The 14,803-nt window shown below is 71.6% G+C and carries 10 protein-coding genes; 6 read left to right on the top strand and 4 right to left on the bottom strand.

What is annotated here, in order from left to right:
• Nucleotides 1-6 precede the first annotated feature (6 nt).
• Nucleotides 7-1,341 (bottom strand): M1 family metallopeptidase, encoded by a 1,335-nt coding sequence (locus EAO79_RS16220; RefSeq protein ID WP_124769599.1) that lies wholly within the window; start codon nt 1,339-1,341, stop codon nt 7-9.
• Nucleotides 1,341-5,345, bottom strand: a complete 4,005-nt coding sequence (locus EAO79_RS16225) for a Pls/PosA family non-ribosomal peptide synthetase (RefSeq protein WP_124769600.1) — start codon at nt 5,343-5,345, stop codon at nt 1,341-1,343. The genes EAO79_RS16220 and EAO79_RS16225 overlap by 1 nt, the downstream gene beginning before the upstream one ends.
• A gap of 159 nt (nt 5,346-5,504) precedes the next feature.
• Between EAO79_RS16225 and EAO79_RS16230 the strand changes: the two genes are divergently transcribed.
• On the top strand, nt 5,505-6,839 hold the full coding sequence (locus EAO79_RS16230; protein WP_371413650.1) for an aminotransferase class III-fold pyridoxal phosphate-dependent enzyme: 1,335 nt from the start codon (nt 5,505-5,507) through the stop codon (nt 6,837-6,839).
• Nucleotides 6,840-7,062: 223 nt separating this feature from the next.
• On the opposite strand, the gene EAO79_RS16235 is transcribed toward EAO79_RS16230, so the two are convergent.
• Together EAO79_RS16235 and EAO79_RS16240 are read right to left on the bottom strand one after the other, a co-directional pair.
• Nucleotides 7,063-7,893, bottom strand: coding sequence for a DUF3097 domain-containing protein (locus EAO79_RS16235; protein ID WP_124769602.1), 831 nt, complete (start codon nt 7,891-7,893; stop codon nt 7,063-7,065).
• 185 nt (nt 7,894-8,078) lie between these two features.
• Nucleotides 8,079-8,825 (bottom strand): gamma-glutamyl-gamma-aminobutyrate hydrolase family protein, encoded by a 747-nt coding sequence (locus EAO79_RS16240; RefSeq protein ID WP_124769603.1) that lies wholly within the window; start codon nt 8,823-8,825, stop codon nt 8,079-8,081.
• A gap of 277 nt (nt 8,826-9,102) precedes the next feature.
• On the opposite strand from EAO79_RS16240, the gene EAO79_RS16245 reads away from it, so the two are divergent.
• The 5 genes from EAO79_RS16245 to EAO79_RS16265 all read left to right on the top strand — a co-directional run bounded on the left by EAO79_RS16245 (nt 9,103) and on the right by EAO79_RS16265 (nt 14,782).
• Nucleotides 9,103-11,175, top strand: a complete 2,073-nt coding sequence (locus EAO79_RS16245; RefSeq protein WP_124769604.1) for a YgcG family protein — start codon at nt 9,103-9,105, stop codon at nt 11,173-11,175.
• Nucleotides 11,176-11,249: 74 nt separating this feature from the next.
• On the top strand, nt 11,250-12,023 hold the full coding sequence (locus tag EAO79_RS16250) for a PspA/IM30 family protein (protein ID WP_064295284.1): 774 nt from the start codon (nt 11,250-11,252) through the stop codon (nt 12,021-12,023).
• A 79-nt stretch (nt 12,024-12,102) separates the two neighbouring features.
• The gene (locus EAO79_RS16255; protein ID WP_064295283.1) at nt 12,103-12,963 is read left to right on the top strand and encodes an arginase family protein; all 861 of its coding nucleotides are present in this window, start codon (nt 12,103-12,105) and stop codon (nt 12,961-12,963) included.
• Nucleotides 12,960-14,375: an NAD(P)/FAD-dependent oxidoreductase gene (locus tag EAO79_RS16260; RefSeq protein WP_124769605.1), complete on the top strand. Its 1,416-nt coding sequence runs from the start codon at nt 12,960-12,962 to the stop codon at nt 14,373-14,375. The genes EAO79_RS16255 and EAO79_RS16260 overlap by 4 nt, the downstream gene beginning before the upstream one ends.
• On the top strand, nt 14,372-14,782 hold the full coding sequence (locus EAO79_RS16265) for a hypothetical protein (RefSeq protein ID WP_064295281.1): 411 nt from the start codon (nt 14,372-14,374) through the stop codon (nt 14,780-14,782). The genes EAO79_RS16260 and EAO79_RS16265 overlap by 4 nt, the downstream gene beginning before the upstream one ends.
• Nucleotides 14,783-14,803: the final 21 nt, after the last annotated feature.

The following is a 14,803-nucleotide window of genomic DNA, read 5'->3' on the forward strand; positions in this document are numbered from 1 at the left end:
CCCGGTTCAGCCGACGGGGAACGGCGGGAGCGCCTCTTGGAAGAGCCACGCGTCGAGGAGCGGCTCGACCGGTGCCGGTGCATGTCGATCGGCCGTCCGGATGAAGTCGTCCGTCGACACGCTCGAGTGCCGGAAGGACGCCACCCAGTCACGCAGGAGGTCGAAGAACGCCTCGTCGCCGAGCAGTCGGCGCACGGCGTGCAGGGCGATCGCGCCCCGCTTGTAGACCCGGTCGTCGAACATGTCCGCGGGTCCCGGGTCGCCGACGACGAGGTCCTGCGGTGCGCGTCGGAGCGCCGCGTAGTGCGCCCGGGCACAGGCGTCGGCGCTCTCGGCCCCCGACTCCTCCGACCACAGCCACTCGGCGTAGCAGGCGAAGCCCTCGTGCAACCAGATGTCCCGCCAGGCGGCGATCGTCAGACTGTTCCCGAACCACTGGTGGGCGAGCTCGTGCGCGATCAACCGCTCCGAACCGCTGACGCCGTCGACGTGGTTGCGGCCGAACACGCTCATCCCCTGCGCCTCGAGTGGGATCTCCAGCACGTCGTCCGTGACCACGACGCCGTAGCTGCCGAAGGGGTAGGGTCCGAAGGCGCGCTCGAAGCACGCCAGCATGTCGACCTGCTCGGCGAAGTCGTGTCGGAACCGCGCCGTGAGGTCGCGCGGCAGGTGTGCGACGACCGGCACCGTGCTCGTCGCGACCCGAGCGCTGACGGCGAGCCGCTGGTACCGGCCGATCTGCACCGTCGCGAGGTAGGCGGCCATCGGTTCGGGCTGCTCGTAGACCCATGTGGTCCGGCTCGCGCGGGCAACGCGCGACACCAGCTCTCCGGGGGCGACGACCGTGTACGCCGACGACGCCGTGACACTGATCCGATAGGACGACTTGTCCGAGGGGTGGTCGTTGCAGGGGAACCAACTCGATGCGCCGCACGGCTGGGACGCCACGATGACGCCGTCCTCGAGTTCCTCCCAGCCGATCTCGCCCCAGGGGCTGCGCACGGGACGGGGCGCACCCGAGTACCGGACGAGCACGGAGAACTCGGCGCCGTCCGCGATGGTGTTCCGGGGCGTCAGCGTGAGCTTGCCCGAGCTGTGCGTCCGCTTCGCCTCGACCCCGTCGACCTGGACACGGGTGACGCGCAGCGCGGCGAGGTCGAGCGAGAACCGCGTGAGCTCCTCCGTCGCGACGGCGGTGAGCCGAGCCGTCCCGGACAGGGCGTTGCGGTCGACGTCGTAGTCGAGCTCCAGCTCGTACCGGACGACGCGGTAGCCACGATTCCCGCTGGAGGGCGTGTAGGGGTCGCCTGCGCTCCGCAGACGGGCGAGAGCCTCCCCCATCAGGACGCGACCTGGGGCTCCCGGTACTCCGCCGTCGTCACCTCGCGCCACGGGCCGATCGGGTTGCCGCTCCACCGGGTGCCCGCCGGGACGCGTTCTCCGCGCATGACGAGCGAGGCCGGTCCGACCGTCGCGTCGTCGTCGATCCGCGCTCCGGGGAGGATGACGCTGTGCGGCCCGAGCGTGGCGCCCGATGCGAGTTCGACCTGATCCATACTCATGATTCGATCATGGAACAGGTGCGTTTGCACAACGCAGCCCCGGTTGACCGTCGCGCCTTCGCCGAGTCGGACGAGGTCGGCCTCCGGCAGCCAGTAACTCTCGCACCAGACCCCACGACCGATGCGGGCTCCGAGCGAGCGCAACCACCAGGTGAGGGCTGGGGTGCCGGTGGCGGGTGCCGCGAACCAGGGTGCCGCGACCATCTCGACAAAGGTGTCGGACACCTCGTTGCGCCAGATGAACGAGGACCAGAGCGGGTGCTCCCCCGTGCGGATCGGGCCGACGATCACCCATTTGGCGACGGTCGTGATCCCCGCCGCGACCGCGCCGGCGGCCAGAAGCACGGCACCGCTGACGGCGATCGCGACACCGAGACCCCAGGTGTCGGCGAACCAGGCGAGGGCGAGGAGCACCAGGAGCGCGATGCCGGTCGTCACCATGACGGGGACGATGCGGCAGAGTTCCCACAGTGCGCGGGCGATCCGGAGCCGGAGCGGCGGGTCGTAGGTCCGGTCGAGATCGGCGTCGGAGACCTGCCGCCGGAGCCGCATCGGTGGGCTCCCGAGCCAGGACGAGCCGGACTTGGCCTTCCGCGGTGCGGCCGACAGCACGGCGACGAGGCCGTTCTTGGGGACGTGCATGCCGGGGCCCGCCATGCCGGAGTTGCCGAGGAAGGCGCGCTTGCCGACGGACGCACCGGCGATCCGCATCCACCCGCCACCGAGCTCGTAGGAGGCCACCATCGTGTCGTCCGCGAGGAACGCACCGTCGCCGACGGTCGTCATCCGCGGGAGGAGGAGCACCGTCGACGCCTCCACGTTGCGCCCGACCTTCGCCCCGAGCAGGCGGAGCCAGACGGGCGTGAAGAGGCTCGCGTACAGGGGGAAGAGGAGGGTGCGCGCGGCGTCCAGGAGCCGCTCCGTGGCCCACACCTGCCAACCGACCCGACTGCGCACCGGGAAGTAGCCCTCGCTGAGACCGAGGCCGAGCAGCCGGACCAGGCCGATCGTGCTGATCGCCAGGACGACGAACCACACGAGGGTGGCGACGGGCACCCAGAGGAGCGCACGCCAGGAGAACTCGAGCAGACTGGTCGCGCCCGACGCCCCGGCCGCCACGACCGCCGCCGCCAGCACGAAGGCGAGGAACGGCAGCACCGACAGCAGCGCCGATCCCGCGCCGTACGCGAACAGCCAGCGTCGGCGACGCGGGGGTCGTTCGGTCGGCCACACCGGCTTCGCCTTGCCGACGCGGACGGCGGGCGACCCTGACCACAGGTGTCCGGAGGGGACGCGGCCGAAAACGGACGATCCTGGAGCGATCTCCGCACGCTTGCCGATCCGGGTGCCGGCGAGCAGGGTACTGCGAGCGCCGACCGTGCTCTCGGCGCCGATGTGGACGTGGCCCAGTCGGAGCGTGTCGCCGTCGACCCAGTAGCCGCGGAGGTCGACCTCGGGCTCGATCGACGCGCGCGCCCCGACGGTGAGGAACCCGGTGACCGGCGGCACGCTGTGGAGGTCCGCGTCGGCACCGATCTTCGCGCCGAGCGCCCTGGCGTAGCTCGAGATCCAGGGGGCTCCGGCGAGACTCACCGCGCCGACCGTGTCGGCGACGCGTTCGGCGAGCCAGAGTCGCACATGGACCGAGCCGCCGCGCGGGTAGTCGCCCGGGCGGACGCCGACGAGGAGGAGCTTCGCCGCGATCACGGAGATCGCCATGCGTCCGATCGGGGTGATGACCACGAGGAAGCCGAGGGCGATCCACCACCACGAGACCATGGGGAGGTACGGGACATCCGCGACGAGGCCGAGGACCCGACTGCCGGCGAGCAGGTACACGAGCCACCGGAGTCCGACGAGGATGAGGAGCGGGACACCCAGGAGGGTCTGCGCCCACTGGGTCGCGAGCGGCGTCGGGAGCACGGGGTCCGCGACGGCCGCCCGACTGCGACGCTCGGGGCGTCGGCCGTCGAGTTCGGCAGCCATCGCACCGAGTCGGGGGTGGCCGTAGATGTCGGCGACCGTGAACTCGGCGTCTCGGGTGCGGATGAGCGAGACGAGCTGCGCGGCGGCCAGGCTCCCGCCGCCCAGGCTGAAGAAGTTGTCGCTCTCGGCCGTGACCCGGACACCGAGGACGGCCGTCCACTGCTCGGCGAGCCACGCGGCGGTGCCCGACAGGGTCGAGGCGTCCTCCCCCTCGGCGGCGTCGAGCGGCCACGGCAGCGCGGCCCGGTCGACCTTGCCGGAGGTGCGGGTGGGCAGCTCGCCGACGACCGCGAGGAGCGGGACGAGCGGTGCCGGGAGCTGCTCGCGGAGGATGGCGAGCGCCCGCTCGACGGAGAACCCGTCGCGGTCGGGCACCGCCAGGTACCCCACGAGGACGGCGTTCCCGGCGGCGGTGCGCTGGACGGCTGCTGCCGCACCCGAGACGCCCGGCAGCGCCTGCAGGGCGGCCTCGATCTCCCCGAGTTCCACGCGCCGACCGCCGATCTTCACCTGATCGTCCGCGCGCCCCTGGAACACGAGTCCTGCGGCCTCGTAGCGGACGAGGTCGCCGCTCCGGTACGCCCGCGACCACCCGATGCTCGGCATGGGCGCATACCGTTCGGCGTCCTTGGCGGGGTCGAGGTACCGGGCGAGTCCGACGCCGCCGATGATGAGCTCACCGACGCCGCCCTCCTCGACCGGGACGCCCTCGGCGTCGACCACGGCGAGGTCCCAGCCGTCGAGCGGCAGTCCGATCCGCACGGGCTGCTCGCCGGTCAGCAGCGCGGCGCAGGCGACGACGGTGGCCTCGGTCGGTCCGTAGGTGTTCCAGACCTCGCGGCCGTCCACCGCCAGCCGGGCGGCGAGCTCCGGCGGGCAGGCCTCACCGCCGAAGATGAGCATGCGGATGTTCTCGAGGGATTCGGCGGGCCACATCGCCGCCAGCGTCGGAACCGTCGACACCACGGTGATGCCCTTCGCGGTGAGCCAGGGTCCGAGGTCCATACCGCTGCGGACGAGCGAGCGCGGCGCCGGGACCAGGCATGCGCCGTGTCCCCAGGCGAGCCACATCTCCTCGCAGGACGCGTCGAAGGCGACGGACAGGCCGGCCAGCACACGATCACCGGGGCCGAGGGGTTCCGCCTGGAGGAAGATCCGCGCCTCGGCGTCGACGAACGCGGCGGCAGAGCGGTGCGAGACGGCGACGCCCTTCGGCGTGCCCGTCGAGCCGGAGGTGAAGATGATCCAGGAGTCGTCGTCGAGTCGCGGTGGTTCGAGGACCGGGATCGCCCGGGTGCCCGGGTGGGGTGCCGCGCCCGTCGCGAGTTGCACCCGTTCGGGATCGACGCTGTCATCGGCCGGGTCCTCCGTTCCGCGGCGCGAACGCTCGAAGACACCGCCGTCGACCAGGACGCCGACGACGGCCGCCTCACCGAACACGAGTCGTGCCCGCTCCTCCGGGTCGTCGGCGTCGACGGGCACGTAGGCCGCTCCGGTGAACAGGATCCCGAGGATCCCGAGGTAGAGGTCGCGGGTGCCCGAGGCGATCCGGACACCGACCCGGTCACCGCGCCGGACCCCGGCGGCGAACAGCCCGGCCGCGACCCGCTCCGCGCTGAGGACGAGCTCGCGGTAGCTGAGCGCTCCCTCCGCGTCCTCGATCGCCGAGGCCTCGGGGTGCGACGCGGCGACGTCACGGAGGACGTCGAGGAGGGTGCGCTCGGCCGGTGCGCGCACGCCACCGAGCAGCGCGGGCTGCCGCTCGATGAGGAGGGCGGTGCTGGTGTCGGCGTCCATACGCGATCCCCTGTCGTCCGGCTGTTCAGCGCCGCCAACGGTAGGGAGCGCGCATGGACGGTTGGTGAACACCAGTCAACCGCCAGATGTCGTGGAATCGTCGGCGACGCTCCGTCGGCCCCAGGCATCCTCGGAGGACGCGCGCCTACCATGGCCTGCATGACCATCGACTACTCCGTGCCCCAGGAACGCCAGCTCGTGACCGCCATCCCCGGCCCCCGATCGCTCGCCCTCACGGAACGGCGCCGCCGGGCGGTATCACGCGGTGCCGGCAACCTCGCGCCGGTGTGGATGGACCACGGCTCCGGCGGCATCCTCGTGGACGTCGACGGCAACCACATCATCGACCTCGGAACGGGCATCGGCGTGACGACCATCGGGCACGCCCACCCCGACGTCGCCGCAGCCGCAGCCGAGCAGGCGACGAAGCTCACGCACACGCTCTTCACCGTGACGCCCTACGAGAACTACCTGCGCGTCGCGGAGAAGCTGTCCGAGATCACGCCGGGCGACTTCGAGAAGCGCTCGATCCTCCTGAACTCCGGTGCCGAGGCCGTCGAGAACGCGGTGAAGATCGCGAAGAAGTACACCGGACGTCGCGCGATCGTCGCCCTCGACCACGCCTTCCACGGACGCACGAACCTGACGATGGCGATGACCTACCGGCCGGCGCCCGAGCGCCTCGGGTTCGGCCCGTTCCCGGGTGAGATCTACAGCGTCCCGCTCTCCTACCCCTTCCGCGACGGACTCGACGGACCGGCGGCTGCCGAGGTGACGATCGACTACATCGAGCGGCACATCGGTGCGAGTGAGGTCGCCGCGTTCTTCGCCGAACCGGTCCTCGGCGACGGCGGCATCGTCATCCCCGCGCCCGGCTACTTCGCGCGCATCAGCGAGTGGTGCACCGAGAACGGGATCGTGTTCGTCGCCGACGAGATCCAGGCCGGCATCGGCCGCACCGGCGCCTGGTACTCGATCGAGCACCACGGCGTCGTGCCCGATCTCATCACGAGCGCCAAGGGCATCGCCGGCGGCTTCCCGCTGTCGGCCGTGACCGGGCGCGCCGAGATCATGGACGCCGTCCAGCCCGGTGGCATCGGCGGCACCTTCGGGGGCAACCCGGTGTCCACGGCGGCCGCGCTCGCGACGTTCGAGGTCATCGAGCGCGAGGACCTGCTGGGCGAGGCCCGTCGGGTGGAGGCGACCCTGCGATCGCTCATGGGCGACTGGGCCGAGCGGTTCGACATCGTCGGCGAAGTCCGGATCATCGGTGCGATGGCCGGCGTCGAGTTGGTCGTCCCCGGCACGAAGCAGCCGCACCCCACGGCACTGCAGACCGTCATCGACGCGGCGATCGCCCAGGGCGTGCTCGTGCTCGACGCCGGCTCATGGGACTCGGTGCTGCGACTCCTCCCGAGCGCGGTCATGTCCGACGAGCTCCTCCGCGACGCGGTGTCCGTCCTCGAGGACGCCCTGAGTCAGGTCTCCTCCTAGCGGCAGCGGTCGCCTCCGCTGGTGAGATCTCAGCGCGGTGCGCTGACGCGAGCGCGGGTCTGCGGCCGCCGTACCCTTCCGCGAGCGCGGTGCGCTGACGCGAACCCACCCGAATCGGCGCGAGCGCGGCCCGGGCGCGTGAGCGCGGGTCTCCGGAGGGTCGCGCTCGCGGCGGTGCCCCGCGGTGACGTCAGCGCACCGCGCTGGCGCAACCGGCGGCGGCTCAGTCGACGGTGACGAAGTCGATGAGCTGCTCGACGCGACCGAGGAGCTCCGGCTCGAGGTCGTTGAAGGTCCGGACCTGACCGAGGATGCGCTTCCAGGCACGGGCGATGTCGGCCTGCGAGTCGTGCGGCCAGCCGAACGCCTGGCAGATGCCCTTCTTCCACTCGATGGAGCGAGGGACGGTCGGCCACTCGCGCAGGCCGACCCTGGCGGGCTTCACGGCCTGCCAGACGTCGACGTACGGGTGCCCGACGATGAGGACGTTCCGGCCGTTCGGTCCGGCCATGACGGCGTCGGCAATCCGCTGCTCCTTCGAGCCGGGAACCAGATGGTCGACGAGGACGCCGACACGGCGGTCCGGGCCCGGCCGGAACTCGGCGAGCGCGGCGTCGAGGTGGTCGACGCCCGCGAGGTACTCGACGACGACGCCCTCCACGCGGAGGTCGTCGCCCCAGACCCGCTCGACGAGTTCCGCGTCGTGGCGACCCTCGACGAAGATCCGGCTCGCGCGAGCCACCCGAGCGGTCGTCTCCACCGCGAAGGAGCCGGAGGCGGTGCGCGCCCGCCCCGTCGGTGCGCGCTTCGGCACGACGAGGACGACGGGTTCACCCTCGAGGAGGAACCCCGCCCCCATGGGGAACACGCGTCGCTTGCCGCGGTAGTCCTCGAGCTCGACCGTCTTCGCCTCGACGCGCGTGATCGCGCCGCAGAAGCCGCCGAGTTCCTCGACAACGAGGTCGGTCACCGCCTCGACCTCACGGGCCACCACGCGGTTCTTCTTCCGCCAGTCCCCCGCGAGGACGTCCTGACCGTACCTGTCTTCGAACACCCGTCAACGCTAACCAACCCTCCGACCTTTCTCAGGACGGCCTCGGCGTGGCGCGGCCGACACGCCGCAATCCAGGCTCGACACGCCGACGCCGTCCTGAGTCGGGGACATGTCGAGCGGTGGGTCGCCTGCAGCGGGAGGGCCTCCTGGCATGCGAAGCCGCCCGGTGCGGAGACACGCCCCGACTAGGCTGCGGCGCGCTCAGCCTCGCGGGCGAGACCGCCGAGCAGGAGCCCGAGCTGGTCGTCCACGGTGCCGGGGTCCTCCGGGTGCCATTGCACGCCGGTGATCGGCAGGGTGCGGTGCTCGATCGCCTCGACGGTGCCGTCGGAGGCCCAGGCGACGGCACGCAGGCCCTCGCCGAGCTCGCCGACCGACTGGTGGTGGGCGCTCTGCACCTGGAGGTGACGGGCACCGAGTCGGAATGCGAGGGCACTCGAGGGGTCGAGCTCGACCTCGTGCGGGGTCATGCTCTCATCGACCGGGACACCCTCGTTGCGGTGGGCGCTGTGCTCACCGAGGTCCTGCACGAGCGTCCCACCGAGGGCGACGTTGATGATCTGGTGACCGCGGCAGATCCCGAGCAGCGGTGTGCCCCGCTCGGCGGCGCGACGGGCGACCGCGAGCTGGGCGCGGTCGGCCTCGGGGAAGTGCTGGCCTTCGGCGCGGTAGCCGGTGGTGCCGCCGTACTGGGCGGGATCGATGTCGGCTCCACCCATGATGACGACGGCGGAGGCCCCGTCGGTCGAGGCGAGGAGTGCTTCGGTGCCGAGGTCGTGCGCGGCCAACCGGGTCACGCGCCAGCCGGCCCGTTCGGCTGCGGCGATGGTCCGTCCGACGAGGATCTGCACGTACTCGTGGTACGCCTGGTCGTCCTCACGGAACCTGGTGACCTCGACGAGCGCCAGCATGGGTGAGACGTGTCCTTGCATGATGCTCCTTCCAGGGGTTCCGTGAGGTGACTCGACCAGTCTCGCCGGGCAGATGCCCTCGCGCGAGTGGCCGCGTCATGGTCGGTAACAGAGTCCGTCACGGTCGGTGACAGCGTCACGGTCGGTGTCGGCGAAGCCCCGTCACCGCCGTATAGCACAGCTCTGGTTCGGTGCGCTCGCTGGGAGCCCGCTGTAGAGATGTCGAGGGCCCGGACCTAGACTCGGAACCGAGCCGCGGGGTGGGGCTCCAGGGTCCGAACGAGTGACGAGGTGGCCGATGCGGGTTCGCTGGGCGGTATCGATCTGGGCGTTCTGTGTGGCCGTGCTCCTCGGAGCGGGAGCCACCGCCGCCTGGGCGGAGAGCCCGGTGCAGCTCGGGGCCGGGCGCGTGAGCGACAGCGCGGGTGTCCTCAGCAGCGGTGAGGTCACCGAGGTCACGACGGCCGTCGACGACCTGGCCGCGGATCACGGCGTCGACCTCTGGGTGGTCTACGTACCGACCTTCACCGACCCGAGTGACGCCGAGTCCTGGGCGAACCAGACCGCGAAGGACAACAACCTCGGACCGAACCAGTACCTGCTGGCCGTGGCGACCGAGGACCGCGCCTACTACCTCTCCGGCGACTCCAGCGGACCGGTGAGCGGCGATCAGCTGACCGAGATCGAGCAGCAGCGCATCCTGCCGCAGCTGCGTGACGACGACTGGGCCGGCGCCGGCGTCGCTGCCGCCGAAGGCCTGGGCGCCGCCGTCGGCGGCGGGTCGATCGGAGGCACCGGTGGCGGCTCAGGGGGCTCGGCCGGTTGGTTGACCATCCTGCTGATCGTGGTCGTCGCCGTCGTGGCCGTCATCCTCCTGGTCGTCTTCCTCCGCCGGCGCCGCGCTGCGAACGGCGACGGCGCCGTGACCGCGGGCCAGCAGGGGGCACCGGTCGACCCGCTGACCACCGCCCCGATCCCCGAGCTCGAACGACTCGCCGGCAGTGCGCTCGTCCAGACCGACGACGCCGTCCGGACGAGCGAGGAGGAGCTCGGCTTCGCCACCGCCTCCTACGGCGAACCGGCCACGGCCGCGTTCACCGCCGCCCTCGCCGGAGCGAAGGACGACCTCGCACATGCCTTCGCGCTCAAGCAGCGGCTCGACGACGCCGAGCCGGACACCGAGCAGCAACAGCGCGACTGGAACCTCCAGATCATCCGGCTCTGCGAGCACGCGAACCACGTGCTCGATGAACAAGCAGCCTCCTTCGACGAGCTCCGCGCGCTCGAGAAGAACGCACCCGCCGCGGTCGAGGAGCTGCGAGCCAGGGCGGCCGCGGCCGGACCGACGGTGACGGCCGCGCAAGACGCGGTGCACGCCCTGCAGACGCGCTACAGCCCCGACGCCCTCATCACCGTGATCGACAACCCGGCGCAGGCGACGGAGCGTCTCGCCTTCGCCACCGCGGCGATCTCGGACGCAGCTGCACGGCTCGCCGCCGGAGACTCGGGCGAGGCCGCCGTCGGCATCCGAGCCGCCGAGGAAGCGCTCGACCAGGCCACCCAGCTCACCGGGGCCGTGAAGCGGCTGCAGGCCGACCTGACGACCGCCGAGCAGCACCTCGCCGCCCGACTGGCCGAATTGGACGGAGACGTCGCCGCGGCTGGCGGCCAACCGGACCCGACCGGCACCCTCGCCGCGGCGGTCGCGAGCACCACCGCGACGGTCTCCCAGGTTCGCGGCGCGCTCGGCGCACCGAACAACCCGATCGCCCTCCTCGCCCGCCTGGATGCGGCGAACACGCAGATCGACGGTGCTCTCCAAGGGGTGCGCACCGCGGCGGAGCAGCGACAGCGCGCCGCAGCCGCCCTCGGACAGACCCTGCAGACGGCGGGCGCGCAGGTGTCGGCTGCAGAGGACTTCATCGTCTCGCGGCGCGGAGCCGTCGGCCCGGAGGCCCGGACGCGCCTCGCCGAAGCCGGCCGCACCCTCGTGCAGGCCCAGGGCCTCGCCGCCAACGACCCGACGCAGGCGCTCTCCCTCGCCCAGCGCTCCAACTCGCTCGCGAGTCAAGCGGTGCAGCTCGCCCAGGCCGACCTCGGGCAGTTCCAGAGCCAGTCGGCGGGCGGACTCGACGGCATGTTCGGCGGCGGCCAGGGGCAGCAGGGCGGCAACGGGATGCTCGGTGCCGTCCTCGGCGGCATCCTGATCAACTCCGTCCTCGGCGGCGGCGGGTCCCGTTCCGGCGGCGGCATGTTCGGCGGCGGAGGATCGAGCGGCGGCATGTTCGGCGGTGGCTCCGGTCGCTCACGCAGCGCCGGCAGCTTCGGTGGCGGCGGCACCCGTTCCCGACGCGGCGGCGGTCGCTTCTGATCCGCGGCACCACCCACCTCATCACCAGACACCGACCGACACGACCCAGCAGGACACGAGAGAGGAACCACACCATGGCAGAGAAGCAGTCCATCTTCGGACGCATCGCCCAGCTGACCAAGGCCAACATCAACGCGCTGCTCGACTCCGCCGAGGACCCGCAGAAGATGCTCGACCAGATGGTCCGGGACTACACGAACTCGATCGCCGACGCCGAGAGCGCGATCGCCGAGACGATCGGCAACCTCCGGCTCCTCGAGCAGGACCACCAGCAGGACGTCGAGGCGGCCTCCGAGTGGGGCACCAAGGCGCTGGCCGCGAGTCGCAAGGCCGACGAATACCGTCAGGCGGGCAACGCCGCGGACGCCGACAAGTTCGACAACCTCGCGAAGATCGCGCTCCAGCGCCAGATCGGCGCCGAGAACGAGGCCAAGCAGGCCGAGCCGCAGCTGGCCTCGCAGACGAAGGTCGTCGAGCAGCTGAAGAACGGCCTCAACGGCATGAAGACGAAGCTCGAGCAGCTGAAGACGAAGCGCAGCGAGCTCGTCGCCCGGGCCAAGACCGCCGAGGCCCAGCGCAAGGTCGCGGATGCGGTCGGCAGCATCGACATCATGGACCCGACGAGCGACCTGAGCCGCTACGAGGACAAGATCCGTCGTGAGGAGGCGAAGGTGCTCGGCCAGCAGGAGCTCGCCGCGTCGAGTCTCGACGCGCAGTTCAACGACCTCGAGGACCTCGGCGAGCTGACCGAGGTCGAGGCCCGCCTCGCCGCGCTGAAGGGCGGCGGTTCCGCGTCTCCCGCGATCGAGTCCTCCGGCCCCGAGTACACGCCGAACGCCGGCCAGTAGTGCCGATCCGACGGGCCCTCGGGACCTCCCGAGGGCCCGTCGCCCTCGCCCCCTCGCACCACCTCCAGGAAGGCACCGCATGACGAAGTTCGTCGTCGTCCCCCAGTGGCAGGGCTCCGGTTCGTCCAGGGCCATGCAGTTGATCGATGGAGCCGAGGCGATCCGTGGCGACCTGCCCACGGCGGCCACGACACTCGTCCACGTGCCGACGGAGGCCGGCGAGGCCCTCGACACCGACATCCGGCGCGCCAGTTCCCTCGTGACGACCGCGGAACTCCAACGTCAGGCGCTCGTCGGGATCGACGAGCCCGTCATCACCATCGGTGGGGACTGCGGCGTCGAACTCGCGTCGGTCGGTGAGGCCCTCCGACGCGACCCCGGCATCGCCGTCGTCTGGTTCGACGCCCACGGCGACCTCAACACCCCGCTCAGCTCGCCGTCCGGGTCGTTCAGCGGAATGGTCGCCCGAGCACTGACCGGCGAAGGCGCCGCGATGCTCCTGCCCGAGGCCCCACTCGATCCCGCCCGGCTCGTCCTCGTGGGGGTGCGCGACCTCGACGACGGTGAACTCGCCCACATCGAGGAGCGTGGCATCCCCATGGTCTCCTCGGTGATGACGAGCGCCGCCGAGGTGGTCGCCGCCGTCGAGGCGACGGGGGCCGACCGCGTCTACCTGCACGTGGACGTCGACGTCCTCGACCCCGCCGTCATCGCCGGCGTCAGCTCGGCCGTCCCCTTCGGTCTCGAACTCGGCACCCTGCTGGACTGCATCACCGCGCTCCGCGCGCGGTTCGGCTTCGCCGGGGCCGGCGTCACGGGCTTCTCCCCCGGTTCCCCCGACGCCGCAGCCGACGACCTCGGCACCATCCTCCGCATCATCGGCGCGATCAGTCGCGAACCGAAGCCCGACAGCACCAACCCGACAGGAGTCACCCCATGAGCCGTACCGTCGATCTCGTCGTCATCGGAGCCGGACCCGTCGGCGAGAACGTCGCCGACTACGCCCACAAGAGCGGTCTGAGCGTCGTCATCGTCGAGAGCGAACTGGTCGGCGGTGAGTGCTCCTACTGGGCCTGCATGCCGTCCAAGGCCCTCATCCGATCGGGCGCCGCCCTGCGTGCCGCCAAGCGCACGGGTGGAGCCATCCCCGAGGACACCGCGCTCGACCCGCTCAAGGTCCTCGCGCGACGGGACTCGTTCACGAGCGACTGGTCGGACGACGGCCAGGTCGAATGGCTCCAGGGCGCCGGCATCGAGCTGGTGCGTGGGCACGGTCGACTGACCGGCGAGCGCGAGGTCACCGTGACGGCCGCCGACGGTTCGACCACCGTGCTCACGGCGACGCACGCCGTCGCGGTCTGCACCGGATCCGCCGCGCTCCTGCCCGACATCGCGGGGCTGGCGGCAGTGGAGCCATGGACGAGCCGCGAGGCCACGAGCGTCCAGACCCTGCCAGCGTCCGTCGCCTTCCTCGGTGGCGGCGTCGTCGCCGTCGAGCTCGCGACGGCCTACCGCTCACTCGGGGTCGACGTCACGCTCGTCGCCCGCAGTGGCCTGCTCGGCAACACCGAACCGTTCGCCGGCGAACTCGTCGAGTCCTCCCTGCGTGAACTCGGCGTGACGATCGTGCACGCCTCGCCCACCGCCGTCTCCCGGACCGCCGACGGTGCCGTCACGCTCGAGTTCGACGATCGGGAAGCGGTGACGACGGCGGAACTCGTCGTGGCCACCGGCCGGACGCCACGGACGGACGACCTCGGGCTCGAGACCGTCGGCCTGGAACCGGGTGCCTGGATCGAGGTCGACGATCAGCTCCTCGCCCACGGCAGCGACTGGCTGTACGCCGTCGGCGACGTCAACCACCGGGCACTCCTGACGCACCAGGGCAAGTACCAGGCACGCGCCGCGGGCGCGGTCATCGCGGCACGGGCGAACGGCGAGGATGTCGACACCAGCCCGTGGAGCGACCACGCGGCGACCGCCGACCACCGTGCCGTGCCGCAGGTCGTCTTCTCCGAACCGGAGGTCGCCGCCGTCGGACTCACGGCCGCGCAGGCCGAGGCGGCGGGGATCGACCACCGGGTGGTCGACTACGACCTCGGTGGCATCGCGGGCTCGAGCCTCAACGCCGACGGCTACACCGGGCAGGCGAGGATGGTCGTCGACGAGGAGCGCGGCGTGATCATCGGGATGACCTTCGTGGGTCAGGACGTCGCCGAACTCGTCCACGCGGCGACGATCGCCGTCGTGGGTGAGGTGCCGCTGCACCGCCTCTGGCACGCGGTGCCGTCCTACCCGACGATGAGCGAGATCTGGCTGCGACTCCTCGAGACCTACCGGAGCGGTGCGTGACCCGTCCCGGCGACGTCGACGAGCCGCGGAGCCGTCGTTCCGGCGGCCCGTGGCTCGACTCACCGCTCAGCCGGATCGGGTACTGGTACGCCACGCTCACCGGGCTCGTCTGGGGCGCACTCTGGAGCACCGGTCCGGTCGAACGGCGGGGCGGGATGATCGTCTTCCGCGGGATGCCGTCGTGGACGTTCGGCCGAGGTGGCTCATGCGTCGGCGGGGTGTACCTCACCGACCGGAACGTGTCGACCCGGGTGCTCGAACACGAGGCGGTGCACAAGCGGCAGTGGCAGCGGTACGGCATGCTCTTCCCGCTGATGTACGCGATCGCCGGTCGTGATCCGCTCCGGAACCGGTTCGAGATCGAAGCCGGCCTCGAAGCGGGAGGCTACCTGCCGAAACGCCGCTGACGAGCGTCGCGGTGCGGTGCG

Origin of the sequence: Plantibacter sp. PA-3-X8 (assembly GCF_003856975.1) — a bacterium.
In the GTDB taxonomy this organism is placed as follows: domain Bacteria; phylum Actinomycetota; class Actinomycetes; order Actinomycetales; family Microbacteriaceae; genus Plantibacter; species Plantibacter auratus.